The 26806-nt window shown below is 59.5% G+C and carries 10 protein-coding genes; 3 read left to right on the top strand and 7 right to left on the bottom strand.

The window, feature by feature from the left end; translation table 11 throughout:
• Positions 1–26: 26 nt before the first annotated feature.
• Both J3U88_RS14140 and J3U88_RS14145 read right to left on the bottom strand, forming a co-directional pair.
• Positions 27–1307 (bottom strand): amidohydrolase family protein, encoded by a 1281-nt coding sequence (locus tag J3U88_RS14140; RefSeq protein ID WP_207859514.1) that lies wholly within the window; start codon positions 1305–1307, stop codon positions 27–29.
• A 492-nt stretch (positions 1308–1799) separates the two neighbouring features.
• On the bottom strand, positions 1800–2027 hold the full coding sequence (locus J3U88_RS14145) for a hypothetical protein (protein WP_207859515.1): 228 nt from the start codon (positions 2025–2027) through the stop codon (positions 1800–1802).
• 602 nt (positions 2028–2629) lie between these two features.
• Between J3U88_RS14145 and J3U88_RS14150 the strand changes: the two genes are divergently transcribed.
• The 3 genes from J3U88_RS14150 to J3U88_RS14160 all read left to right on the top strand — a co-directional run bounded on the left by J3U88_RS14150 (position 2630) and on the right by J3U88_RS14160 (position 8514).
• On the top strand, positions 2630–5869 hold the full coding sequence (locus tag J3U88_RS14150; protein ID WP_207859516.1) for a TonB-dependent receptor: 3240 nt from the start codon (positions 2630–2632) through the stop codon (positions 5867–5869).
• A 307-nt stretch (positions 5870–6176) separates the two neighbouring features.
• Positions 6177–7031: a hypothetical protein gene (locus J3U88_RS14155; RefSeq protein WP_207859517.1), complete on the top strand. Its 855-nt coding sequence runs from the start codon at positions 6177–6179 to the stop codon at positions 7029–7031.
• A 184-nt stretch (positions 7032–7215) separates the two neighbouring features.
• A complete protein-coding gene (locus J3U88_RS14160; RefSeq protein ID WP_423842057.1) occupies positions 7216–8514 on the top strand; it encodes a metal-dependent hydrolase family protein in 1299 nt (432 codons plus the stop codon).
• 109 nt (positions 8515–8623) lie between these two features.
• Here J3U88_RS14160 and J3U88_RS14165 read toward each other — a convergent pair whose 3' ends face one another.
• From J3U88_RS14165 to J3U88_RS14185, 5 genes are all read right to left on the bottom strand, one after another.
• Complete coding sequence (locus tag J3U88_RS14165; protein WP_207859519.1) at positions 8624–10609, bottom strand: transglutaminase-like domain-containing protein; 1986 nt, start codon at positions 10607–10609, stop codon at positions 8624–8626.
• Between the two features lie 26 nt (positions 10610–10635).
• A complete protein-coding gene (locus J3U88_RS14170) occupies positions 10636–12444 on the bottom strand; it encodes a transglutaminase-like domain-containing protein (RefSeq protein WP_207859520.1) in 1809 nt (602 codons plus the stop codon).
• A 246-nt stretch (positions 12445–12690) separates the two neighbouring features.
• On the bottom strand, positions 12691–13689 hold the full coding sequence (locus tag J3U88_RS14175; protein WP_207859521.1) for an RHS repeat protein: 999 nt from the start codon (positions 13687–13689) through the stop codon (positions 12691–12693).
• A gap of 273 nt (positions 13690–13962) precedes the next feature.
• Entirely contained in the window at positions 13963–14487 is a 525-nt protein-coding gene (locus tag J3U88_RS14180; RefSeq protein ID WP_207859522.1) for a hypothetical protein, read from the bottom strand.
• Positions 14484–26762, bottom strand: coding sequence for a putative Ig domain-containing protein (locus J3U88_RS14185; protein ID WP_207859523.1), 12279 nt, complete (start codon positions 26760–26762; stop codon positions 14484–14486). The genes J3U88_RS14180 and J3U88_RS14185 overlap by 4 nt, the downstream gene beginning before the upstream one ends.
• Positions 26763–26806 lie beyond the last annotated feature (44 nt).

Genomic DNA, 26806 nt, shown 5'->3' on the forward strand with positions numbered 1-26806 from the left:
CCGACCCCCGAAAAAACACCTTCGGTTTAATCCGCCGGCAACCCCAGATCCGTACGCAAAAGGACCCCCTCGGCCATCACACCCGCGACCCGCTGCAACGCCTCGAAATCCTCGAGCGGATTGCCCGCGACCAGCAGCAGATCGGCGCGTTTTCCCGGCGCAACCGTTCCAAGCTCGTCGGCCAAATCCAGGGCGGCCGCCGCGTCGCGGGTTGCCGCCGCCAGAATCGTTTCCCGACGCAAACCCATTTCATGCAAACGCTTCATTTCAATGAGCATGTCTCGCCCTTCAAAAATATAAGGTCCCGCGCCGGGGCTCACCAGAAAACGCACGCCTTCCCCTTCCAAAATGCGACAAATCCGCGCAAACCGACGCGCCAGGGCCTGCCGTTTCGCCAGGGCCTCAGGCCCTTTTTCGGGGTCGCGGCGGAGGGCGTCGACGCGCTCGCTAAAGTTCAGCCAGGCTTCCTTCTCGGCCGCCGCCAACGGCAACCCCGCCGTCGCCCGCGGCACGCGACCTTCCAACAAGTCGATGCGAATCTGGTACCACTGCACGGTGGGGCAAAAAAACATGTTCCGCGCCCGCATCTCCCGGGCAAAACGACGCAGGCCCGCTTCGCCCTCTTCTTCTAGCAGCCGAACCAGACCCTCGGGATGTTCAATTGACCGCTGCCGGGCTTGAAGCACGGATGCGTGGGCAACACCGCCGACCAAATGGCCCGCGACAGGCAAGCCGTGCTCGGCGGCCCGCGCGGTTAAGCGCCGATAGGTCGCATCGTCAAAACCACCGAGAATTTTGATGAAGTCGTAACCAGCGGCGGCAAACTGATCGGCCAACAGCTCGGGTGCATGGGTCGCGGCCAAACGGCGGCCAATCGCGGGTGAGGCCAAAACAAGGCGCGGCGCGGGCCATTCCCCGGCCAAGGCACGTGCCCGCCAGGACAGGTGCTCCGGGGCGCCGCGCATGGAACGGAGGGTGGTCACCCCCGCGCGCAAATAACGGGCAAAAGCCTTGCGCAACCGCGCTTCATCCCCCGGCTCGGGCAGGTGAACATGCATGTCAATGAGACCCGGCAACAGCACCTTGTCGCGCCCGTCAATCACCCGCAACCCGCGATGATCGCGGTCGGGTTGGTGCGCACCCACCTCGGTAATTCGGTTCCCCACCACGACCACATCCCGGCCGGGCAGCAGACCCGACCCGGCCACATCCAAAACGGCTACATTATTAAAGAGCACCGGCTCGTTCGCCAATACCGATGTCCACGACAGAACCAGGCTCCAAAAAATCCCACAAACCAAACGCATGCGCCATCCTCTCCAATGAAAAAAGTAACCCCGGCCGGCCCCCACAAAATAAGGGCACCGGCCGAAGCACACTTAGTGTGGCTGAGAAGCCGCCGCGAATCGCCGCGCGGCAGTCTGGAATTGATGGCAACTCGGTGTTGCTTGTGTGTGAAGTGTGTGAGGCAATCGGGCCAAGAGGCCAAAGGGCGCACGGCGGCGAGGCGTAAAACCCAGGAGCGGCAAAAACCATCACGACGTGTTCAGTGACAGAGCCGACGGTCATACCGGGGCACCCATTGTAAAAAAACAGATAAGCTACGCCACAAGGCGTCAAATTGGCCCGTTCGAAATGCGTCGGAAACCGTTTCAAAAAATCTCACACCGCCTTCAAAATTACTCGGAATATGCGAGATGGAACGGGGCGGCGCGGCGGCCTGAAAAGCAACACAATTCTCAAACCTTCTTCCGCGATGCGGCAAAGCGGACCCTATTTTTCCAGCAGGGTGCCTCGGCTTAAGAATCGTCGCGATCCTGATCTTGCTCGTCTTGAAGGGTACCGCTCAGCAACTGACTCAAAATCGCAATGATCACGCAATAAACGATAAAGCCGCCAATGAAGAGGTTTGAGAAGAGGGTCTTGTCGACCCACTGCATGAAGGTAGCAACCGCCAAAAGGACACCAAGCACAATCCAAAGACCGGTCAAGCCAAAAATTAAATTTCGAATCTGATGCGAAGCCAAGCCACATCTCCTTAACAAAAATCTAAAAAAGTGAGCCCCGACAAATCGGGTGAAAGGGCCCAAAAAGGGAAAACAAAAGCGGCAAAAAAAACGGCTAACCACCGCGTTCCCATAGGATTAATTTACCACCGCAAGCCGCGGTAACCGAGGTCAAGTTTTGTAAAAGTATGGCCGGTGCGGTGGGAGGACGCTCACATTCTTTAACATTTTTTTAACAAAACTCTCAAAAGCCTCTAACAAAGCAATGGCAACCTTTGCGGGCTTTGATGAGGGCTGATGGATCCTGAACATACATCTCATCGTATCGGAAACCGTCATACAGATTCGACGACAACTGCCTGAGAACAGGCAAACCCACAAATGCGAGGCTGTTATCCAAAGAGCAAGCATTTCGACTTATTCCGAACAACTAGGGATCCATGTGCCGAACAGGCAGCATTGCCGCGGCCCTCGGATATCGGGGAGTGGTTCACTTGCCAGGAACCAACCCGGACAAAAGGACGGAGAGAGCGTCCAGCAGGATCATTCTCTCTGCCAAACGATGGAGAACGAGTTTGTCCCTAAAATCTGACCAACCTAAGCTCAAGCTTGGAGGGGAAGCAATGAAGTATTTCAAATCTATGATGTGCATGCTGTGCATCACGTGGGCGTCCTTGGCCATGGCACAAGGTGTAACGACCGCAAACTTGACGGGTGTCGTCGTCGACCCCAGCGATCAACCTCTGCCTGGCGCCGTTATCAACGGTGTTCACGAACCCACGGGCACGCGTTACAGCGCGGTAAGTCGCGCGGATGGTCGTTTTGACCTTCGTAACGTACGCGTCGGCGGCCCCTACACGATTACCGCGAGCATGCCGGGTTTCAAAACCCAGCAGCAGAACAACCTCTACCTTAAGTTGGGCGACACCCAAAGTTTGAACTTCAAAATGACGGTTGACGCAATCGAGGAAACCTTGGTTGTTGTGGCTGAAACCAATGCCTTGATCAACGCCGGTCGCCAAGGTTCCGAGAGTAGCGTTTCTCAGGAATCCATCGAAAAATTACCCACCGTAAACCGCACCATCACGGATTACACCCGCACCAACCCTTACTTCCAGGACTTCGACAGTGACGGCGGCGCCAGCACCTTCTCGGTAGCCGGCCGCAACAACCGTTACAACAGCATCCTGATCGACGGCGCCGTTAACAACGACTTGTTTGGTTTGACCGCATCCGGCACCCCCGGCGGCCAGGCTGAAGCACCCCCCGTTTCCTTGGAAGCAATCCAAGAGATCCAACTGCTGGTTTCTCCCTATGACGTCCGTCAGGGTGGTTTCTCCGGCGGCGGCGTGAACGCCATCACCAAGTCCGGCACCAACGATTTTTCCGGTAGTGTGTTCCACTACTCCAAAACCGACAGCCAATTCGGTGAATTCATCGGCGACGACGGCGACCCTGTTGAACTGGGCGACTTTGAAGAAACCCAAACCGGTTTCAGCATCGGCGGCCCCATCGTTAAAGACAAAATCTTTTTCTTTGCATCAGCCGAATCACGCCGTCGTGATGTACCCACCGGTTTTGAAATTCGCGCCGACAACGCGTCCGGCAGCGGTCAGAACTTCGGTTTCTTCGCTGAAGCCCAAGAATTCATCGAAATCTTGAACGGCTACGGCTACGACCCAGGCGGCTTGAATGAAGTCACCCGCAACACCGACAACGACACCATCTTTGTTCGTTTCGACTTCAACATCGGTGACGCCCACCAGTTGACCCTGCGCCACAACTACGTCGACGCCGAAAACCTGATCCTGAACCCCGATGCCTTCGCCTACAACTTCCCCGGCAACGCCCAGCTCTTCCCCAACGAAACCAACTCAACCGTGTTGCAGTTGAACAGTTCCTTGGGTGAGTTCTACAACGAATTCCGCGTTAGCTACCAAACCATCAAAGACCGTCGTACCGGTCAAGGCCAACCTTTCCCTTGGGTTGAGATCGAGAACATCGATCCCAACAATGTCTTCCCCAACGATGAGTTCAGGGGCCGGATCGGCGACGAGTTCGAAGCGGGCACTGAGCGTTTCTCGACCGCCAACTCTTTGGACCAATCCATCATCGAGATCACCAACGATTTGACCTTCTTCCGTGGCGCGCACACGATCACCATCGGGACGCACAACGAGCTGTTCGATTTCGACAACCTCTTCATCCGCGAGAACTTCGGCGCCTACCAATTCGACACCCTCGAAGATTTCCGCAACGGTTGGGCGCGTCAGTACGACTACAGCTTCTCAGCCACCGACGATCCCAAACAGTCCGCCAAGTTTGACGCCCAACAATTGGGTTTCTACGTGGGCGACCAGTGGACCGTCAACCCCACGTTGACCGTCACCATGGGCCTGCGTGTCGACATTCCCTTGTTCCCGGATGAACCCACCCGCAACCCCGTCCTCGATACCTTCTCTTGGTACCGCGACAACCCCATCGAAAACCCCAACGCGCAGCTGGAAACCGGCGGCCTGAGCACCACCAACACGCCTGACGGCAACATGCTGTGGTCACCCCGTGTGGGTTTCAACTGGGACATCACCGGCGACGGCACCCAGCAGTTGCGCGGCGGCGCCGGCGTATTCTCCGGTCGTACCCCTTACGTTTGGTTGTCCAACCAGTACGCCAACACCGGCATCGAGTTCACTCGGATTCGCGCAACGATTGACGGCGATGCTTCCAGGGACAACCACATTCCCTTTAATCCCGACCCCAACAACCAACCCGAATTCATTCCAGACGTAGATATCGACACCAACGAAATCGACGTCATCGATCCCGACTTCAAGTTGCCCCAGGTGTTCCGCGGTAACTTGGCTTACGATCACGACCTCGGTTTCTGGGGTATTGTAGCCAGCGCGGAAGTCATCTTCTCTCAGAATATGAACGAAATTCTGTACCAGAACTTGAACATCATTCCTCAGCGCAACGCCGACGGCAGCATCGCAACCGCATTCGACGGGCGCCCCCTCTGGGAAAGCCAGGACAACGACCTGAGCGACGTGATCTACCTGACCAACACCAGCGAAGGTGATTCCGTTTCCTTCAACGTCAAGTTGGAGCGTCCTTGGCGCGACGGGTTCCAATGGTTCGTCAGCTACCTGCACAACTCTTCCGATTCCGTCAACGACGGCACCAGCAGCCAAGCCTTCTCCAACTGGCGCTTCGTACCCAACTCGGGCGATCCCAACAACCCCGAAACCGCCGCCTCTCGTTTCGGCATCGAAGATCGTTTCAGCGCTTCTGTTGCTTACGACTTCAAATTCGCCGACAACTACACCTTGACCGTGTCTGGTTTCTACAATGCCCAATCCGGTCGTCCCTTCTCCTATATCTTCAACGGCGACGTCAACGGCGACGGCCAACGCAGCAACGACCTGTTGTACGTGCCCGCCACCATGGACGAAGTTGAGTGGCGAGGACCCCGTGAGATGAGCACCCAAGAGATCTGGGACACCTTCTCAGAGTTCGTAAACGCCGACGACGGCTTGAACTTCGGTGAAATCGCTTCCCGCAACAACAGCCGCGCACCTTGGCGCCACCAGTTGGACTTGAGCGCTTCTTTGAAAGCCAAGTTCAACCGCTACAGTGTTCAGGCTTACGTGAACCTGTTCAACATCGCCAATCTCTTGGACGACGAAGACGGCTTGGTTGAGTACGTTAGCTTCAGCACCTTCCAGTTGATCCGCTACCGCGGCACCAACAGCGAAGGTAAGCCAATCTACCAACTGAATGCCACCGAACTGGACAACCGCTTCGAGACCGACCCCCTCCGTTCGCGCTGGCAGGGTCAATTCGGTCTGCGTTTCAGCTTCTAAGCTGACGCACCCGAAACCAAGCTCATCCCGCTAACGCGGGTCTAGGGGTCGCTCCCGCACGCGCCACACTCGTTGGACGCGTTGGAGCGGCCCCTTTTTTATGGGGTGTCGCCGAGCAGGGCCTCTTTTTTATCCGGGCCTCGGCGGCAATCGCCTTCCCTCCTCCTAACAAACGCCAAGCTTGCGAATACCAATCGTCACGGAAATGATCCTCCGTTCGTCTTTTTCCTTTCTCGTGAGAAGGTCCCGGTCTAAAGTAAACACTTCCTGCTAACCTAGCTCGCGAAGTGTGCACACCAACCCATCTATGAACAACATCGCTCAACCCAACCCGACACCCAAACGACGGCGTCCCCTCGGCCAGATCCTCGTCTTTCTTCTTTTTCTGAGCGTGTGGGGTTTGTGGTTGTCCAATGAAACCGGTAAACGGGCGAATACCGACACCGCACCTGGTTCTGAACCCACGGTGACGTCCTTTTTACTGTTCCTCGATCCCGCGGCGGAAGCGGCCGGTTTTCGGCTCGAGCAGGTAACCGGCATCGTCACAGGTCACGGGCAACACCGCACCTTAGAACTCACCGGTTTGGTGCGCAACCAAAGCAAAAAAGCCGCACGCACCTTGATCTTCACCATCCAGTTTTACGATCGCTTTGACCAAGCCGTGATACAGCGAACCCTTCCCTTTTGGGACGTACCCGCCGCGGCCATGCAGCCGGGCGATCCCGCAACCTTTCACCTACAACGCCGGCTCGATCCCTTTGTGACCTATGGACGCCTCCAATTAACCGACCTGCTCACCGAACCAATACCGCCCAAAACCGAACATCAAACCCGCCGGCTAGCCGTCAAACAACACCTCGCCTTTGATTTGCGCGCGGCGACACCCTTGACCGAGGGCCCGCCACGAACCCTGGTGTCGCTCGCGGTGACCAACCACGCGGACAAGGCCGTTCAGGCCGCAAGCCTGACCCTCTCCGGCCTCGGCCGGCAAGGACGGACCCGCGCGCAAAAAACCCTAACCCTGACCACCGCCAACCTGCCCAGTGTCCTGGCCGGCGATCACCGGCTGTTACACGCGGTCCTTCATCACGAGGAACCCATCGCGGATTGGCACATCGAAGTCGTCTCCCTGGCTTACGTCCCAACCGGGCAAACAGAATAACCCTGCCCACGTGCGCCCAATCCCCCGATCTTCAGGTATTTGCCTCGCCTGACCCTTTGCGATATGCTCAGCGCATTCGTGTTCCCCCGGTGGCGCCACCCGCTTGCGTAACGACACCCCTTTCTTATGGCGCGTATCCCGGGACATGCGTCCCCCATGCCGTTTAATTCGCCCAGGAGGTCCCCTGTTGGTTTTATATTTTCGTCGTTTCCTCGCCCTAACGTTGTTGCTGTCGGGCTTCGCCACCCTACACGCGCAAACCGTGATCTACGCCGGTAAACTGATTGACGGCGTCAGCGATAAGGTTCGCGAAGAAGTCACGCTCGTCATCCAGGACGGCAAGATCGTTCGGGTCGAAAAGGGTTATATCTCCCTCAAGAAAGCCGACCGCGTCATCAATTTACGCGATTACACCCTGTTGCCCGGTTTCATCGACCTCCACACCCACCTCGACGGCGAACTCCACGAGAAGGCCTATCAGGAACGTTTTTCCATGAACCCCGCCGATGTCGCCCTGCGCGCCACCGTTTACACCAAAGCCACGCTCCAGGCCGGGTTCACCACCGTTCGCGATTTGGGCGACGCCTACAATGTCACCATTTCCCTGCGCGAGGCGATTGCCAAGGGTTGGATTGAAGGCCCGCGCATTTTTACCGCCGCCAAATCACTGGCAACCACCGGCGGCCACGCCGACCCCAGCAACGGCGTGAGCGCCGAACTGCAAGGCGATCCCGGTCCCAAGGAAGGCGTGATCAACGGCCCGGAGGACGCCCGTAAAGCCGTGCGCCAACGTTACAAAGACGGTGCCGACCTCATTAAAATCACCGCGACCGGCGGCGTCTTAAGCCTCGCCAAAAGCGGCCAAAACCCGCAATTCACCATGGAAGAACTGGAAGCGATTATTTCCACCGCGAATGATTACGGCTTCCACGTCGCCGCCCACGCCCACGGCGCCGAGGGCATTAACCGCGCGCTGCGCGCCGGTGTGCGCACCATTGAACACGGTACCTACCTCAACGAGGAAGGCATCAAACTCCTCAAGGAAAAAGAGGCCTGGCTGGTGCCCACCTTGATGGCGGGTGAAACGGTCCTGGAGATGGGTAAAGAAGAAGGCGCCTTGCCGCCGGTTGTCGCCCAAAAAGCGGTGATCGTCGGTCAATACATGCTCGACAACTTCAGTCGCGCCGTCAAAGCGGGCGTGCCCATTGCCTTCGGCACGGACTGCGGTGTCAGTCCCCACGGCCGTAACGCGCGCGAGTTCGTGCTCATGGTTCAAAACGGCATGAAACCCATGGCGGCCATCAAAGCGGCCACCTCGGTTGCCGCCGAGGTTTTGCGCCAAGACGATTTAGGCGCCTTAACCGAGGGTAAAATCGCCGACATCGTGGCCGTGAAAGGCGATCCCATTGCCGACATCGCCATTTTGCAAAACGTCGCTTTCGTCATGAAAGACGGCAAAGTCTACCGCGAAGATTTGGATTAAACGGCAGCGGCCGGCGTGGGTTCTTAGGTCTTACGCCGGCCGCGCTTCCGCCAACGCCCACACATTTCCCACGAGGCTCCGCGGCAGAATTCCTCGAGAGAAGTACGGGCTAGGGCGCCGTTCCTTTTTCAAAAACCAAGGTCGCCAAATCGGCACGACCCGCGCCGGCCAGTTCCAGCAAAGCGCCAAACGAACGTTTGTCCTGACGGGTTTTGTTCAGCGAGATGCGGCGCGCCATCGAAAACGAACCCGGTGCCGCATCAACCGCCGCTTTTACTTCCCCGAACTGGTTCGACAGAGACACCGCTTGGGGTGGTTCCACCAAACGCCAGTGTTCGGGATAGGTTAAGGACACCGTTTTTTCCATCATCAGGTCATAAGGCACCACCACGTCGGAACGCCGTTCCGCCACGTCCGTTTTCACCGACAACTCACGCAACGCACGGAACAACCCGCTGGGCCGGAACAGCACTTCTTCCGGGGTAACCACCAAGGCGTTGTCGATTTGGTAGGTCAGTTTGATCTGCAGCGGTTTTTTGTGATCCGCTAAATCCACCACCTTCACTTCGACCTGGGTCGGCGCACCGTCATTGAAGGTGATCCAGTCCCGCAACCTTGTCTCCCGTTCCTCCTCGCTCAAGTCACCCAACTCGGCCCGTGCCGAAACCGCCCGCGAACCCCTCAGTACCTTGCGTTCCGCGACCTCAACCACACCGTCTTCTCGCAGGACCAAATCCAAGCTTTCCTGCTCACCGTTTTCAGCCAAATTCCCCTCGGGGATTTTGACGATCCGCGCACGCCCGGACTGATCGGCAATCAGCGCGTGTTGGCCTTGCAGCGGTTGCGGTAAGTGATCAATCGGCATGCCCTGAATGTAGGGCAACACAAAATACAGCTTCCGCTCCAGCTTGACGCGGAGGGCTGGAAAGGTGAACTGACCGGAGGAAATGAAGTTTGTGTCGAAATGCCCGTCCGCGGCCGAGTGGATCATGAGGAACTCGCTGTTGATGCCGACATGCCGCAACATTTCCATTGTGAGCGCCGTGTTCATGAAGGGGTTGCCGCGTTTTTCAGCCAATATCTTGGCAAAATTGCCGACATCGCCGCCGGTGGGATCCACCTGCTCTTGAACATAAGTCACAATCGCGTCCAACTTGGCCGCGGGATCGTCCAAACCCTTGGTTACCTTGAGGGCAACACGCGCAACGCGACTTGAAAACGTGGCGCGGTTGCGGTGCACCCCGGCGCGCAAATCATTGCCCATGGCTTCCCAATGACGCGGCGCCTTGTAAAAGGTATCGCCTACCTTTAATTCGGTGACCATCAGCTCAGCATACAAGGCTTTTTCTTTGAACCAGGGGCTCATCGGCTCTTCAATCACCGCCGGCACATCGGTTTGCTCGTAACGCAGGATACGTTTGTTACCTGCCGAATTGTGTTGCACCTTAAAGTCTAACCGCTGATTTTCGGCGACCTCTTTCACTTTGATTTTCCACCAATCAGGATAGGCGTAAGAAAAGATCACCCGTTTACAGGGGATCGCAAATTGCAGGGGCACATCGTGGTAGAGCGGCGGATTTTTGAAAGGATTGGCGCGGAACACCTCAATCTGCTCGTCAATCACCGTCCCTTGAATCAGACCGGGGTAAGCGAACTTGTAGGTGGTTGAACCGTCGGCGTGAACCTTGGCCTGAAAGTCATCCGCCGTAAAGGTTTTGGTTTGACCGTCGGGCTGTCGCACAAAGAGATTGGCGACCTTAAAGGTATCGCCGCGTTCCAAATTAAACGAGAAGGTTCCCAGCGTTGCGTCCTTGGGATCGAGGACCAGGTAATTGCGGCGATGCAACTCGAAGTAACGCCATTTGGCGGCGTGGGGCAAAAATCCCGAGGTAATCACATGTTCCAGCGTGCGCTCGTAATTGAGCATCACGCCCGGCACCTCGCCGTATTGTTGCGTGAGTTCGGCGGCGGTTGGAGACTGCGCCGTCGCGCCGGACCCAGTTTCGCCGGGCAGGTAGGTCACGCGTTTGGATTGGCTACATTGGAGAAACATCAAACCCAACAGAAGCAGGGTCGCTGTACGGTACAGATTCAAAGGGAACTCCTCGTGAGAAATGCGGGTTAGGGTGCATCCGCAGGTTTTAAGTGGAACATTTGATTGCGGGACTGCAGATAGGTTTTGGCAAAAGCAAAAAAGTCCTGTTTTTGGCCGTCATGGACCGCGGCAAAAGGCATGCGGTAGTGGTAATGAAATTGCTTCTTAACCCCGTCTACATTGCGTGCCTCGGCCTTGAAGAAGGCGCCATCGGCCACCCCTAGGGAGGTCGGTTCTCTTGGCGCCAACTCAAAACCCGCCGCCTCGATGTTCACATCCAGGGTGACCTCGACACGGCCGCCCAGTTCCAGCGGCAGGGGGTCGGCCTCACGGGGAAAGACGTCGCGGGTCACGCTCGCCATCGGTGCCGTCGGCACATACAGCCGGGTGCGCGAGTTCACCAGGAAACGCGACAATTCAACCTGGCTGGAAAAGGTCACGCTGTCGTCGCTGACTGTCACCGTGTCAAAATGCTCAAAGGAAAGGTAAACGAAGTGAACACCAACCAAGGCACTGAGGACGTTCTCGCGTTGCAAACCCGTGAGCGAAAGCGCGTGGTGGGCTTGGGCCAGCAGCCCCCCGCTGAAGGTGACTTGTGCCGTACCCCGAGCCGTCTCGCGATCCGCCTGGATCGTCACCGCCAAACGCGGCATACCGGCACGGCTCACCGAACGGACCATCTCTACGCCGTCCGGCCCGATGATCAAGGTGCGCCGTCCCACCGTCTTTTCATCGAGCAAACCAAAGGGCGCAAATTCATTGGTGGGATCGAAAAACCACCAATCCTCGCCCTCGCGCCACGCACAAATCACATGGTTGAACAGGCGCGCATGGACCGCCTTGGTTTCGGGTTGGACCTCGGTAGAGAGGAGCGCAAGCCGAACATCCAAACCCAATTCAGCCGCCATATCGCGAACCAGCAACGCACGATCTTTACAATCACCGTAACCTTGAGCCAACACTTGCGCGGAAGGTCGCGGAATGATCGCGCCGCGACCCAGTTCGTCGGCGACATAACGAATGTTGCCGCGCACGTAATCGTGTAAGGCGGTTAACTTGGCGCGCGGTGTCTCGGCCGCGGCCGTCAAAGCGACGGCCTTCGCCTTACCCGCCGCATCCAGACCGGGCAAGGCCGCAACTTGCGCCCCATACCAACGCCCAAAAGAATCGGCGGTGAACCCATTCAAAGGCCGACCGTCCCGACTCATTTTGGGTAGGACCATGGCAAGCGTATCGTTAAAGGAGAAGTAGGGCCGCGTTACCCTGCGCGACGGAAAGCGACAGATCCAAGTGGTTTGTGTCGCCCTGGGTCGTTTCACCGTAAATTCGGGCACCTCCCCGGGTGCATAAACCTCGAACGCGACCTGGACGTCGGCGGGGTGGTGGAAGGTCAAAATCACCTCGGCGACACCGTCTTCATTGGGAATCGTTACCCACGGCAGCATGGTGATTTCAGGAAACTTTTGGCGATACGTGGTCACCACCGTTGCACCTTTTTTAAGGTAGCGACCGGTATTGATTTCATGGATGGTGGGGCCACCCAGAAACACGTCTTCCATCTCGGGCCGATGGGTGCGGTAAGCGCCTTTAGGCAGGATCTTTTGACCAACGCGACAGCGTAGCTCGCGAACATCGGAAAAGGTGGATGCCGGTACAAAAATGCGGGCGTCTTCCAGCGTCGGTTCCCGGTGCAAGGTTTTCTTGAGGGTGACCTCGGCCGAAACACGGGGCCCCTCGGGCCCCTCGGTTTGGACCTTGTATTCGATGTGCCGGGACAGGCTGACATCGGCGCCAACCCACTGCAGCATGCCACAAAAAAGAAGCAAAGAAATCATGGTAACTCCGTCAAAACAGGCGAGGCGCCGCGCGCACCAAAAGACCCCGTTCAGCCTGCCGGTGGAACCGCGATAAGCATGCGCGGCGACCTCCTAAACAGAAACGCGCATCCAAGCGCGAAAAACGATGACAAGCCGGCGCTTTTTTCACCAACACGCGTTGCGCCTACTACCATAAGCAAGAAAAGAAGCGAAAAAGGTGTCCCGAATTTGTTTAAAGGGCCGACTTTTTCCGAGTACGGGCCGTCAAACCAAGACGACGCCCTCGCGGTGCTGGGCCAGGATGCCTGAGCCGAAGGTGTAGGTGGCGATGGGTGGGCCGCGATCTGCTTGGATCTCGGCCAAAACCGCCGCGTAACTTCGATTGGTGTCGACCAGGTAGTCGGTGCGGACACCATCCCGCGTGATCGCGATGCGGTTGCCGGCCACGTCGTGGTGGTAGTCCGCGCTGCCTTGCGCGGTCAGCGCCCGCGCCAATCGGCCCGCTCGGTCGTATTCGTAAACCACGCTGCCGTCCGAGCGAGCCTCGCGGGTTAGGTTGCCGGCGGCATCGTAGCTGTAGCGCGTGGTGCCGGTTTCGTCTTCGCTTTGTTCGAGGCGGTCGTTGACATCGTACTCGGACAGGTAAACCACGCCGTTTTTCTCGACACGGGTGCGGTTCCCGACGGCGTCGTAACGGTAACCCAGCACCAGATCGAGCCCCTCGGCCGGGGCCGAGACGATTTCCTCTACCAAACGGGAGAGCGCGTCGTAGCCGTAACCGTGGACGGCGCCGGTGTGATCGGTCAAGCGCGTTCGGTTACCACGCGGGTCGAAGCCGGCCGTGTAGCCGGCAAGCAAGGTACCGTCCGAGGACACCAAGTCCATGGCTTCGATGCGGTTCATGCGGTCGTACCCATAGCTCTGGACGTTGCCGTTGGGGTATTCGACCTGCTCGCGCAGGCCGTCGGGGGTATAACCGATGGTGAACACCTCGCCGGTCGCCGCGGTGACCCGGGACAGCCGGCCCGCCGCGTCAAAGGCGTAACCCGTGGTGCCGAACGGGGTGGTCACCCCGGTGCGGTCGCCGGCCGCGTTATAGCTGTAGGTCAGCCAGGAACCGCGTGACGCGTCGACCCACTGGAGCCGTCCGCTTGGGTCGTCGCGGTAGCTTCTCGAACCGCTCGGGCCCTCGCTGCCGGTGAGCAAACCGACGGCATTGTAGTGGAACCGGAAGGCTGTACCGTCGTCGAAACGGCGCACCACGAGGCGGTCCCTCAGGTCGTAGGTCTCGTGAAAGGTCCGGCCGTTGAAAGCCGGCTAGGTCAGGCCGCTACCCACCGCGCGGTTGGTAAAAACCACCATCCCACCATTGAAAAACACCCTCACAGGAAACACTATATCTCACCTAACACAAGTACCTCACCAACAGTTCCTATATTATTCAATAACGTACCGCACTAGAACAAAATCAAAACGAGTATCTTTACTTCAATCATAGCCTTTCGCCATTTCGCCCGCACAAAAAAGAGAGACCTACTACACTCGGCCTTTATATTCATTTTTAATATATTCAATCAGTTTTAAGAAACTTCCCTTTTGATCCACGTCGTCTCTTTGGCCTAGACAAGTTTCAATCAAAGGTTTTACACCAACTTTCTTCTCAACGGCACTTTTACCCAATACAAAGCCATCTTTAGGGTTATGCCAGCTATTGTATAAATGAATTACGCCTTGCACACCCTCTTTATTTTCCAAGCAAGCTTGGAATACCCTATAGTCTTCAAGACTCTGATCTATAAGATCCTTTGCATCAGGAAAAACATAAACTGCTATCCCTTCAAAAGATGAAAATTTCTCATAGAACTCTTCCAAAAAGAAGACTCTCTGAACTACAGCCTCCAAAGTCAATCTTTGCCCATCCTTTTTTATAACCGTTGATATATAACTATCACTTTCATTTAAGAAGACTTCCTCTTTTGGACTTCCCCACCAAAGCGCAGGTCTTTCTACAAATTCTCTCGGATCACCAAACTTAAATCCAAAAAACCTCACCCTCATCAATTCCCCTTCCTCTTACTGGCCAGATCGCTCAAAATTTCGAGTAGCAAATCATAAGCTTCTCTTGGAAACGTATCATACCCTTCTTCAACAATGAATTCTAGACCTTTGGGAACCTCCCAATCATTGTGCAATAGGACATTCCCTATATAAGCACCATCAACTACATCCCCATCGGGCTTTATAAAGACCCAATGGTTTCCACCTGGTTGACCAGGAAGCGCATTAACAACTCCAACCTTTCCATCTGAGGAAGGGCTTGTCGATAAACCAAACTTTTTGGCCGCTTTCTGCGCACACTCTACACAGCTTGCACCTGTTACTTGACCCCCAATTGAGTTACTAAAACTACCTCTAAACCCTTTAACCTTCTCTATCTTCGGCCCCATTCGAAAAAGAAAACTCATCGCAGAAAGTGCAGGCAACGATGCTGTAGAAATTAAAAACTCTCGGGACATCTCATCTTCGTTTTTCCCCAGTCCAGCATCAAGAATTTGTGTTCCCGTATTGATTTGGATGTCTTGCAAAGCATCACGGATTGAGTTGGCGGCGCTGATGTCGGCGAGGCTGAAGTAACCCGTGGGGTCGATGTTCATGACCGGGTTGGCTTCGGCGTAGAGGTATTTGTTGAGCGTTAGGGGCCGGCCGTCGCGGCCCGGCCACAGATCCATGGTCGTGAAGCGGCCCCGGCGTGGCGCCATTTGGCGTGCGCGCAGGTTGTACCAGCCGGTGTGCGCGTCGAAACGCTCGCCGCTGTAGCGGTACGGGTTGGGCGTGTCGCCCGGGCTGCTGAGTTCGGTGCCCCAGGCCTCGTAGCGGATGCGGTCCGTGATCGCCCCCGTCGCGTCACTTAGCGCCGTGACGTTGTGGTGCGGGTCGTGGTGGTGGAAGGCGGCGACGCCCTCGCGGTGCTGGGCCAGGATGCCTGAGCCGAAGGTGTAGGTGGCGATGGGTGGGCCGCGATCTGCTTGGATCTCTGCCAAAACCGCCGCGTAGCTTCTATTGGTGTCGACCAGGTAGTCGGTGCGGACACCAGCCCGCGTGATCGCGATGCGGTTGCCGGAAACGTCGTGGTGGTAGTCCGCGCTGCCTTGCGCGGTCAGCGCCCGCGCCAATCGGCCCGCTCGGTCGTATTCGTATACCACGCTGCCGTCCGGGCGGTCCTCGCGGGTTAGGTTGCCGGCGGCATCGTAGCTGTAGCGCGTGGTGCCGGTTTCGTCTTCGCTTTGTTCGAGCCGGTCGTTGACATCGTACTCGGACAGGTAAACCACGCCGTTTTTCTCGACACGGGTGCGGTTCCCGACGGCGTCGTAACGGTAACCCAGCACCAGGTCGAGCCCCTCGACCGGGGCCGAGACGGTTTCCTCTACCAAACGGGAGAGGGCGTCGTAGCCGTAACCGTGGACGGCGCCGGTGTGATCGGTCAAGCGCGTTCGGTTACCACGCGGGTCGAAACCGGCCGTATAGCCGGCAAGCATGGTACCGTCCGAGGACACCAAGTCCATGGCTTCGATGCGGTTCATGCGGTCGTACCCATAGCTCTGGACGTTGCCGTTGGGGTATTCGACCCGCTCGCGCAGGCCGTCGGGGGTATAACCGATGGTGAACACCTCGCCGGTCGCCGCGGTGACCCGGGACAGCCGGCCCGCCGCGTCAAAGGCGTAACCCGTGGTGCCGAACGGGGTGGTCACCCCGGTGCGTTCGCCGGCCGCGTTATAGCTGTAGGTCAGCCAGGTGCCGCGTGACGCGTCGACCCGCTGGAGCCGTCCGCTTGGGTCGTAGCGGTAACTTCTCGAACCGCTCGGGCCCTCGCTGCCGGTGAGCAAACCGACGGCATTGTAGTGGAACCGGAAGGCTGTACCGTCGTCGAAACGGCGCGCCACGAGGCGGTCGCTCAGGTCGTAGGTCTCGTGAAAGGTCCGGCCGTTGAAATCGCGGTGGCTCAGGCGGTTACCCACGGCGTCGTAGGTGAAGGCCTCGGCGGCGCCGTTGGGCAAGATCCGCGCGAGCACCCGACCCAAGGCATCGTAACGCCATTCGGTGGTGCGCCCCTCGGCATCGGTTTGCGCCACTTTTTGGCCGATTTCGTTGTAACGGTAGGAGGTCACGCCGCCCAATGGGTCGGTGACGCTGGTCAGTCGTTCCAGCACATCGTAACCGTAACGGGTAACCTGGCCCGCCTGGTCAATGGTGCGCACGAGCAAATCGCGCGCGTCGTAAATCCATTGCGCCTCGGTTCCGTCGGCGTGGAACACGTGGGTTTTGCGACCCTTGGCGTCGTGCCTGAAACCGATCTCGCGCCCGCTGGGCAGGATCCGCCGCGTCGGGTTACCGGCGGGATCGTATTGGGTGACGGTTGTACCACCGACCCCGTCAATCACGGCAACCTCGCGATCCAAAACGTCGTAGCGGGTTTCCCGACGGCGTCCCATCGCATCCACCACCGCGGTCTGCCGGTTCAAGGCATCGTATTCGTAGGCGGTCACCCCGCCAACAGCGTCTCGAGCGCTTACCATCCGTCCGGCGGCATCCCGTTCGAACCGCTGCACCGCACCAAAGGAATTGGTTTCACTGATGCGGTGCCCTTCCCCATCGTAGGTGTACAGGATGCGGGTCCCGTCGGGAAAAAGGCGCGCAACCTCCTGACCCAAGGGTGAATAACGAACCTGGGTTTCCCGTCCGGCGGCGTCCCGCGCCAACACCATTCGCCCGTTGGCATCGTATTCACGGCGCGACGCGTGCCCCAAGGCATCGACCCGGCTCAGCCAACGCCCCTCGCGGTCATAGCGGGTTTCGGTATGCACGGCCTCGCGTTCACCGTTGGGCAAGGTTCGGTAGCGGGTCTCGCTCAGTTGGTGACCGCGATGGTCGGTCAAATACTCGGTCACATTGCCCGCGGCATCCACGCTTTCACGCAAGCGGCCCAGGCGGCTATGGCGCTCAAAACGCACGGCACCACCCGGCCCCGTGATTTGTTTTTCCCAGCCTTCCCAGCGGATGTGGGTCTCCTGCCCCAAGGGATCCACCAGGTAAGCCAAGCGCCCGCGTTCATCGTAATCAAAATCGTAGACGAACCCACCCGGCGCCTCGTAATAGGTCACATCGCCGTTTTCGTCGTATTCGTAGGTGGTCACGCGCCCGGCTGGATCGGTTTCGGTCAGGACCCGGCCGGCCTCGTCAAAGGTCCGCTCGGTGCGACGGGCCAACTCGGTACCGACGGCCTCGTCGAACAGGGTTTCGTTGTCATTGGCGTCATAGTCGTAAAGGGTGGTGATCCCCAGCCCGTTGGTATGCTGTACCACGTTGCCGCGATCATTGTAGCTATAAACCTGTTGAACGCCGTTGCGATCCGTAACCCGCTCCTGGCGTCCCTCGATGTCGTGGTCATAGCGAATTTGACGGCCGTAGGCGTCTTCCATCGCGATTAACCGGTCGTCCCCGTCGTAGATCAACTTGGCGGGGACATCGCCATGGGCGTCCACGACCTCGATCAGGTTGTGGTTGTCGTCGTAACGGTAACGCGTGGTGTGGCCCTCGCGGTTCGTCACGGCGACCAAGTCACCGCGCGCGTCGTAGTCGTAGCGCACGCTGTGGCCCTCGGGATCGGTTGCGCGGATGATGCGCCGCTCGGCGTCGCGCTCGTAGCGAATACCCACACCGCTGCTGTGCATCACGCCCCAATAACTGTAGTCCACGCGGTTCCCTTCCAAATCGCGAATGGCGCGCAGGCCCTCGTCCTTGTGGATCAGGAATTCGATGTTGTCGGCGGTGGTCAGGCGGAAGTGCTTGGGATCCATTACCTGGAATGCGTCGTTGACCAGTTGGTAGTCGACGGTGCCGTCCTCCCCTTCAAACGGCGCCCAGTACCAGGTATTCTGGTCGAGCACTTCCAGTCGCGAGGTCGTCCCCGGCCGCGGCGTGAACACCAGTTGCATGGCGCGCGGCGGCGTGACCTCGACACACACCCGCTCGGCACTCCCGATGGGATCAAGGCTCACATCCCAGGTTTCGGTGCTTCCGTCCGGCATGGTCACGGACACGTAGTGCGCGAAAGAATCGGCCACGCAGTAATAGGGCAGCTCCAAGCCAAGGCAATAGGGATAGGGCGGATATTGAACGGCCCCTCCCGACAACACACAGAAATACTGTTTGTCCAGCTCCCAAAACAGGCCCATGGTGATGTTGACCTGTACATCGGGTTCGGCCAAACGCCAGCCGTACCCGAAATCGCCGGGGCACTTGTCACTGGAATCGTAAAGCCGGTTCAGCGAAACGGGAATCCCCTGCAAGGGCACGGCGATGTCCTGCATGCCCATCTCGAACCGGCCGGCCTTGAGGTTGCCCGCCACCACCAGGGTAACCTGGTCGCCGACGATGTTGTCGCCGGCGTCAACGGCACTCAAGCGGAGATGGTACATGCCGTTGGCCAACAGGCTGGTATCAAACACACCGGCGACGCCGCGGTCGAGTTCCTCGCGGCCCTCCGCGATGGTGCGCCAACAGGCCTCACCCACGCGGGTGATTTCCAGGGTCCAATGACTCAGGCGCGCATCCAAGACGGTGGCGACGACGTCGGTCGACGCGGTGACGGTGCCGTCGCGATCCGGCGCATGGATCGCCACCAGGGGCGCGGTGGTATCGGCGGGGTCGCGCACAAAAATCTCGGCCTCGGCCCGGCGCTCGTTGCCGACGGCATCGCGGGCAACCACGGACAGGGCCACGCGGCCGGCCACATCGGCCACCCAAACACCGGCCAGGTCGTCGAGCGGCACGATCCGGTCGGCCAAGCGCGCTTCGAGCGTGTGGATGTCGTCGCGGTCGGGGGTCACCACGCGGAAGGAGAAGGTTTCGCCAAGCGTCAGCTCGGCCTGGCTGAAGTTCAACCCGATAACAGGCGCGGTGATATCACCGGGATCCACCACCCGAAGGGTGTAGGGTTGACGGGCTTCGACGCCGTGGGCGTCGGCCACGATCAAAGTGATCTCGTGTTCGCCAAGATCGCCGGCTTGCGGTGTCCAGCTCACAATGCCACGCCAACGGTCGAGCGCCATTTCGCCGGGGCCTTGCGGCAAACTGAATTCAATGGGGTACCCATCGGGGTCTTCCACCGCGGCGTCGTAACGGTAAAGCCGTCCCACCTCGGCGGTCAAGACGGGCTCGGAGGTGAACCGCGGCGGGCGATTCCCCAGCGCTTGCACGGTCAGGGTAAAGGCTTGCTCGGTACGCGCGCCCTGGCTGTCGGTCGCGGCCAAAATCACCTCGGCAAAACCCAGGGTGTCGGGCGTCCAATTCAGCGTTTGCCCCAACAAAGCCATCCCGTCCGGGGCGGCAACCAAGGCAAAGGTCACGGCGTCGTTGTCGCGGTCGGTCACCTCGAAGGAATAAAACCAAGCCTGATCCACCGTGATGGCCAGGTTGGGTCGGCTGATGAAAACCGGCGCACGGTTCCCCAGGGGATCGGTCACGGTCAAGTCAAAACGCTGCAGATCTTCGCCGCCAAAGGCGTCTGTCACTTGCAACAGCACGGCGAACACGCCCATGGCGGTGGGCGACCATTCCAGCCGTCCCTCGTCCAAGGTCATCCCTTCCGGCCCTTCCAGCAATTGGAACTGTAGGGGATCGCCGTCGGCATCGGTCGCGATCAAGGTGTAGGCCCACGGCTGGTCTTGCGGCACGGTCGAGGTGGGTTCGGAGGTGAAACGCGGCGCGTTGTTGGGCTCCGGGGTGACCCGCAAGCTAAAGGTTTGCGCGCCCCAACCCTCGCGGCCGTCCTCGACCCGAACGGTAATGGTGTGTTCCCCGATTTGGTCCGCGTCGGGTGTCCAACTCAGGCGACCGCCGTCGGCATCGACGGTCATCCCCGCGGGCGCCTCGGTGAGCGAATAGGTCAGCGGATCGCCGTCGGCGTCCTCGGCCACGACCTGGTAGTGGTACGGCGCCCCGACCCGCGTCACCTGCAGCGGCACGGAAACGATGTGCGGCCGGCCGGTATTGGGTGGCAGGGCAACGGTCATGGTGATAATCTGGCGCGCAAACCCCGCGCGGTTGTCCTCGGCCCGCACCACGAACTGGAAGGTCCCCACGTCCACGGGTGTCCAGGTAACCCAACCGCGCGCGGACAAGTCGGCGCCGGCAGGGGCGGTTTCCAGGGTTAAGGACACGGGGTCGTCGTCTGGATCATAGGCAAAGGCCTGGTAGTAAAACGGGTTGCCCAGATAAACGGGATCGGTCGGCGGGCTTGACGCGAACACGGGCGGCCGGTTTGGCGGCGGCAGAACCTCAATGCTGAAAGCACCCCACGCTTGACCGCCGCGACCGTCGGCGACAACCACCACCACGGTAAAGGAACCCAAGCTGGTTGGGACCCAGTTCACCCAGCCAAGCTCGCTCAGGGTCAAATCGGTGGGTCCGCTTTCCAAGGAAAACACCAATGGATCACCGTCGGGGTCGACGGCGGTCAATTGAAACGCAAGGGTTTCGCCCTGAATCACCGCGAGGTCCCCGGGCAGGTTGGTCAGGGTGGGCGCGCCATTGTCCGCAACGACGCTCAAGCTGAAGCCGGCCTGTTCACCCGCCCCGTGGGGATCACGGACGGCGACGACGAAATCGAAGGCGCCCACGGCGGTTGGCGTCCAGGTAAGGAGGCCGTCGGCATCGATGCGCGCATCAGCCGGGCCGTCGGCCAAGTTAAAGGACACGGGATCGCCGTCGGGATCGGCGGCGGCGAGTTGGAATTGGTAGGGCTGGTTGATCGGCAACAGGGTGTTGCTGGGTAAATCGGTAAACACGGGCGCCTGATTGACGCGTTCGAACACCTCTAGCCGGTATTGATGGAGCACCACGCCGCCACGACGGTCGTCGACCTCAAGGGTCACGGTAAAACGGCCGGCCTGTTCGGGGTGCCAGGTGAAGAGACCCGTGTTGGAAATCGCCATGCCCGGCCGGGCCGCGAGGGCGGTGTAGAACAAGGTGTCGTTGTCGGCGTCTTCGGCGATCACTTGGTAGCGATAGGGTTCGCCGACAAAGGCCTCGGTAATCGGGGTCGAGGTCACCACGGGCGCGACGTTGTCGGGGTCGGCGAGCACGCGGTACGGAATGCTTTGGGTCGTGCGGCCGGACTGCCCCACATCGTCGGCAAACAGGGTGACGCCGCCACTGGAAATGCGAACAGCCTCGAACACCAGGGTTTGGGTCGCCTCATCGAAACGAACGTTGTCGTTGTTACCGACGGAAAACACGATGGGATCGCCGTTGGGATCCTCGGCGCGGGGCTGGTAGGTCCAGCGTTCGCCGACCATCAATTCGACCAAATCGGGAACCTCGGAGGTAAACACGGGCGACAGGTTGCGCACCCGAATGGTGAAGAACTGCCGGGCCCGGAAGCCGCGACCGTCGTGGGCCTCCACCACCACCCCGCGGTCAAACCCGCTCCGGGTGGGCACCCAACGCAAGACACCGCTGTCGGGATCAAGGTGCATGTCAGGGTCACCCTCAATCAGGGAAAAGGTGACCGCGTGACCGTTGGCGTCGGTCGCGGTCAGGGTATAGCCGTATTCGATGTTGTGGGACGCCTCGATGACGGGCTCGGAGGTAAAAACCGGGGCCACATTGCCACTGTCAACGATCTCGACGGTCCATACCTGCACGTCGTAACCGCCAAAACCGTCGTGAACCCGCAAGGCGATGGGATAGGAACCAACTAGGGCGGTGGGCAAGATTTGGACCTCGCCCAATGCGGCGTCAACGCGAAGGAACGGGGTGTTGGGATGCAGCGGGTTGCGTCCGTTCAGCAATTCAAGGGTCGGCGTCATGCCCTCGCGACCGGCAAGGGTCACGGGGTAGCGGTACAAGCTGCCCTGGGGGTGGCGCAAGCTCGGGGTGGACAGGATGGTGGGCGGCGCGGGCAAGCAGGTATCAGGCGCGGCGGAAAACCGAAGGGTTTCAAATTGGCCGGGCGCCAAAATACGCGAGCTGTAAACGACCCCGAGCAAACGCCCACCTCGGCCCGGGGTGCCTTCATAAATGGAGACGGGCACCCCGGCAGGGGCCGCGGCGCTGCCGCCGTTGCCGATGCGCGCGCGAAAGCGCAATTGCTCGGGGCAGGCACAGCTTTCTTCACGAACACGGGACACGGTGAGGTCGGGCGCGGCAGTGGGGTTGAGGCTGGGTGAAAGCTGGCCGCGATACAGGTTGGTGGCGGGGTTTTGCCAAAAAAAGTCGGGCCGGGCCGGGATGGTCCCGTCGTCGTTCACATTGGCGACGGCGTAGGCATGTTGGTTCCACATGGGCCGCGCGTTCACCCAGTTGTTGAGCAGGTCGCCGTACACAAAAACACCGAACTCGGTAATGCCCAGCTCGTCGCCGTTGCCGTTGAAGTTGTTTTGGGTGGTCACGATCTCAGCACGACCATCGCCGTCGACGTCGGCGACGACGGGATACTCGGTCAAGGTACCGGAAGGGTTCTGCACACGGAACAGCACGGACCCGGTCTCGCCGTCGAGTACGTAAAGGTGCAACTCATCGCGCATGACGACCTCGGCACGACCGTCGCCTTCAAAATCGAACACGGTCGAACCGGTATAACCGGAAGAATTATCGCGAATCGGCAACGACCATTTGAGGCTGAGGTCGCTTTCCAAGACGGCGTATTCGAAGCGCGAGGCAATGCCGATTTCGGGCTCGCCGTCATTGTCGAAGTCGGCAATGGTGGGCGGGCCACCGCCACGGAGCAAGCTGTTGAAGTACGTCCCTTTGATTTTTAGCGTACCGTCATGTTCGAAAATCGCCACTTTGCCGTTGGGGCGAGATCGCGTCGGACCATGGATCATGATTTCCGGGTAGGGATCATCGTCGAAATTTGCCACGGCGGGGAACAGACTAAAATTGGCAGTGGGATCGGCAAAATCCGCGGATACATCCCACACCAGCGAGCCGTCCAAACGCATGGCGTAGGGACCGTAAAGCACTTCCTGGGTTCCGTCCAAATCCAAATCCACGGCAATCGAGGTGTTCTGACGCTCCGGGTCGCCGGGCCCATGCACCAAAAAACGGCCCTCGTGATCGTATATATAGGTGTCGAACAGAATTTCGGGGCGGCCGTCCCCATCCAAATCGGCGAGCACAAAACTGCTGGGACTCACACCGCTGTCGGGGGCGCGCTCGGGGAGTATGTCGGAACGGGTTTTCAAGCGACCGTCATGCTCGAAGATATAAAAATAGTGCAACGCGGCACCGCCGCCCAAGGCGACGATTTCAACCAGGCCGTCACCATCTAAATCACCGGCGGCAATGTTAAAACAGCCGCGTACCACGGCCTCGGCCGGATCGGAAGCCCACAGCAACGAGCCGTCGCGACCGTCCAAGGCAAAAAGTTTGGCCTGATAAGGGCGCCCGCAATCGCCGCCGACAAAAACCACATCGGGCACATCGTTTTGGTTCACACGCCCGTCGCCGTTGTCGTCGGTCAGGTTCAACACCAGCGGCGCCATTTCCACGTTGGCGAAACGGCCGTTGTCCTCGCTATTGGTCCATTTCCAGGCGAGCTCGGGTAGGAGCAACCCGGCGGGCGGGCGGTATTCAAAGAAGGCACCGGAATGCAGGGTATTGTTGTCCTCGCGGGCTTCAGCGACCTGGCCGGCGACATCCAGATCGACATACAGAATATTGCCGTCAAACAAGGCTTCGCCCTCCAGCGGGAAGGTCAGCCAGGCCGCCTCGGCCGCATCAAGGGACGCCACTTGTTGGGTGCCGAGCAGTTCATCGCCGGAATCAAAAGATCCATTGTCGTTGTGGTCCTCGTAGAGGCGCACCTCAAAAGCCTCGGTGACCGCCTGGAGGCCGTTGTTTTCTACCTGAACGCGCAGAAAACCGGAACGGGCCAAGGTGGCATTGTCAACCACCATGCCGGATCGATCAAATCCCGCCACGCGCAAATCCACGCCCGCGACGGGAATGCCCTTGGCGATGTCCGCGCTGGTGCCGCTAGGCACGGCCACGGCGGGGGTTGGCGGAAATTCGTGGGCGTCGCCGTCGTGGGTGTGGTCCCGCGGCGTCCAACCGGAACAGGGTTGAACGGTCAGCACGGCCTGGTTATTGGATTCATCGCTTTCGTTGACGAGGCGCGCGCCGTTGGCGGCGCGATCCACCACGAAGGTATAGGCAACAGGATCCGCATCCCGCACGACATTCAGGGCAAAGGCTTGCAGGTCAAAACCGCCGCGGCCGTCCGCGACACGGGTTTGTACGTTGACGGGACCGATTGCACAGTCGCCGCCGGCAACCCAAGCAATCACGCCGGTGTCGGGGTCCTGGGTCATGCCGGCCGGTGCCGCCACAAGCACAAAATGAAGGACATCGTTGTCGGGATCCTCGGCGGTCACGGCGTAGGTATAACCGGCACCCGCGTGAACGGTCAAAACCGGTGCCGAGGTGATGCGCGGGTTTTGATTGGGCGCGGCGGCAACGGAGACCCCAAAAGATTGCGCGTCGCTTGCGCCCTCGGGATCGCTGACACGCAACACAACCTCGTGCACGCCCGCTTGGCCCGGCCCCGGGATCCAAGCAACCCGACCCGATTCAGCGACGGTCAAACCGGACGGGCCCGAAATTAAATCAAATACCAAAGGTTCGCCCTCGGGATCCTCGGCAAGCGCGGTGTAGCCATAAGCGAAGCCGACCTGGGCATCTAGCACGGGCTCGGACACAAACGCCGGCGGGCGGTTGGGAACCGGGTCACGGATCTCCAGGCGGTACGCAACGCGCGTCTGCACACAACCCACACCAACCTGAACCGACAAGGCATGGATGCCGGCAACCGGTTGTTCCCAGAAAAGCGCCCCGCGCCAAGCATCCAAGACCAAACCAACCGGTGCTTGAGCCAAAGAAAAAGCAGCGGGCAGGCCGGTCGCATGGTCCGCGCGCAAAACAACGCGATAGGCGGCGTCGGTCGTACCGACCGGCAAGCTTGCGGGCGCCAAAGTTGGTGCCGTGTCTTCCGCCAGGGGTGGCGTCGTGTCACACAAGGTCGTTTGTTCGGCGGCGGGCCGCGGATTCCCCGCGCTGTAAACCCCCGCGCAAGACTGAAAGCGGATCACACCGTTTTCGGCTTCAGCGCTGCCACGCGCATCCAGGGCGACACCTTCGAGCAACACGACTTTACCCTGGTGGGCCTGGACGGAAAGCGCGGCGCCACGGCCGGCCAAGCCGCGCGCATCCACACTGGTACGCCCCTTGGCGGCACCGTTATCGGCAAACACCACATCTTGGCCGCCGTGAAGTGCAACGGTGGTTGCTCCGTTGTGCGGGTTGGCCACATCCACGGCGAAGTCGTGCAGGTACAGGCTGCCGTCCCGACTCACCAAACTCAGCGCGCCGCCACGTTCAACCGAGCCGCCTTGTTCAACAGACAAGGTGCCGCGACTGCGTTCGGTGTCAAAACTCGGTGGGTTGTCCTTCCAGGGAAAACCCAGGCCGTAAACGGTGAGGTCGCCGCCGGCACTGATCTGCAAACGACCCGGTATCGCGGTATCGCCAGAACGGATGTGGATCCCCGAGGCGGCGGTTACGGCGGGGCCCTCCTGTTCGTAAATGGTCGCGCCGTCGATATCAATGCGACCCGCCCCGGTCATCACCGAGACCTCGCCGGCTTGGGCGCCCGCTTGGTAAGCCAATTCGATCCGCCCACCCAGGCCGATAGCACCGATGCAGGTTTGCAAGCGAAGGGTTTGGGCGACGGCGGTGCGCCCCAGGGTTCGGATACGCGACGCGGCCCCGGTTAAAATCGGACCTTGCTTGCCGATAACGGCAATACGGCTCGCGGCATCTTCGGCGGCGGCTTCCAGGTAACCGTCAACCCGAATTTCGCCGGGTGCGATTAATACAAGCTGTCCACCGCGGCGGCCCTCCAAGCGAATCCCACTGCCCTCTTGAATGTAAATCTCACAATCGCTGCGAATTTCGAGATGGGGCAAGGGTCCGGTGCCGACCACGGCGATTTCGGCCTGGTTAAACATCATCAACTTGCGCGGGCCGAGGTCCATCAACCAGCGCACATCACCGGTATCGGGATCAAGGGTCTCGCGCAGGAAGGGACGCCAGGCTTCCGGCATCTGCGCCGCCAAACCCAGCGCGGGGTCAAGGGTTACGCGCTGATCCCACAACACAGCCGGCGCACCGCAATCGGCCCCGGGCAGGCTCTCGGGTGCGTCGGCCGCCGGCAGGGGCGATCCGGCAAACAGCAAAAAAAGAACACGGGACAAGAGAAAAAGGCAATGGTTCAAAAAGTTCCTCACACCATAGACGGATTCCGTTCCGTTTGAATGAC

Origin of the sequence: Acanthopleuribacter pedis, assembly GCF_017377855.1 — a bacterium.
GTDB classification, from domain to species: domain Bacteria; phylum Acidobacteriota; class Holophagae; order Acanthopleuribacterales; family Acanthopleuribacteraceae; genus Acanthopleuribacter; species Acanthopleuribacter pedis.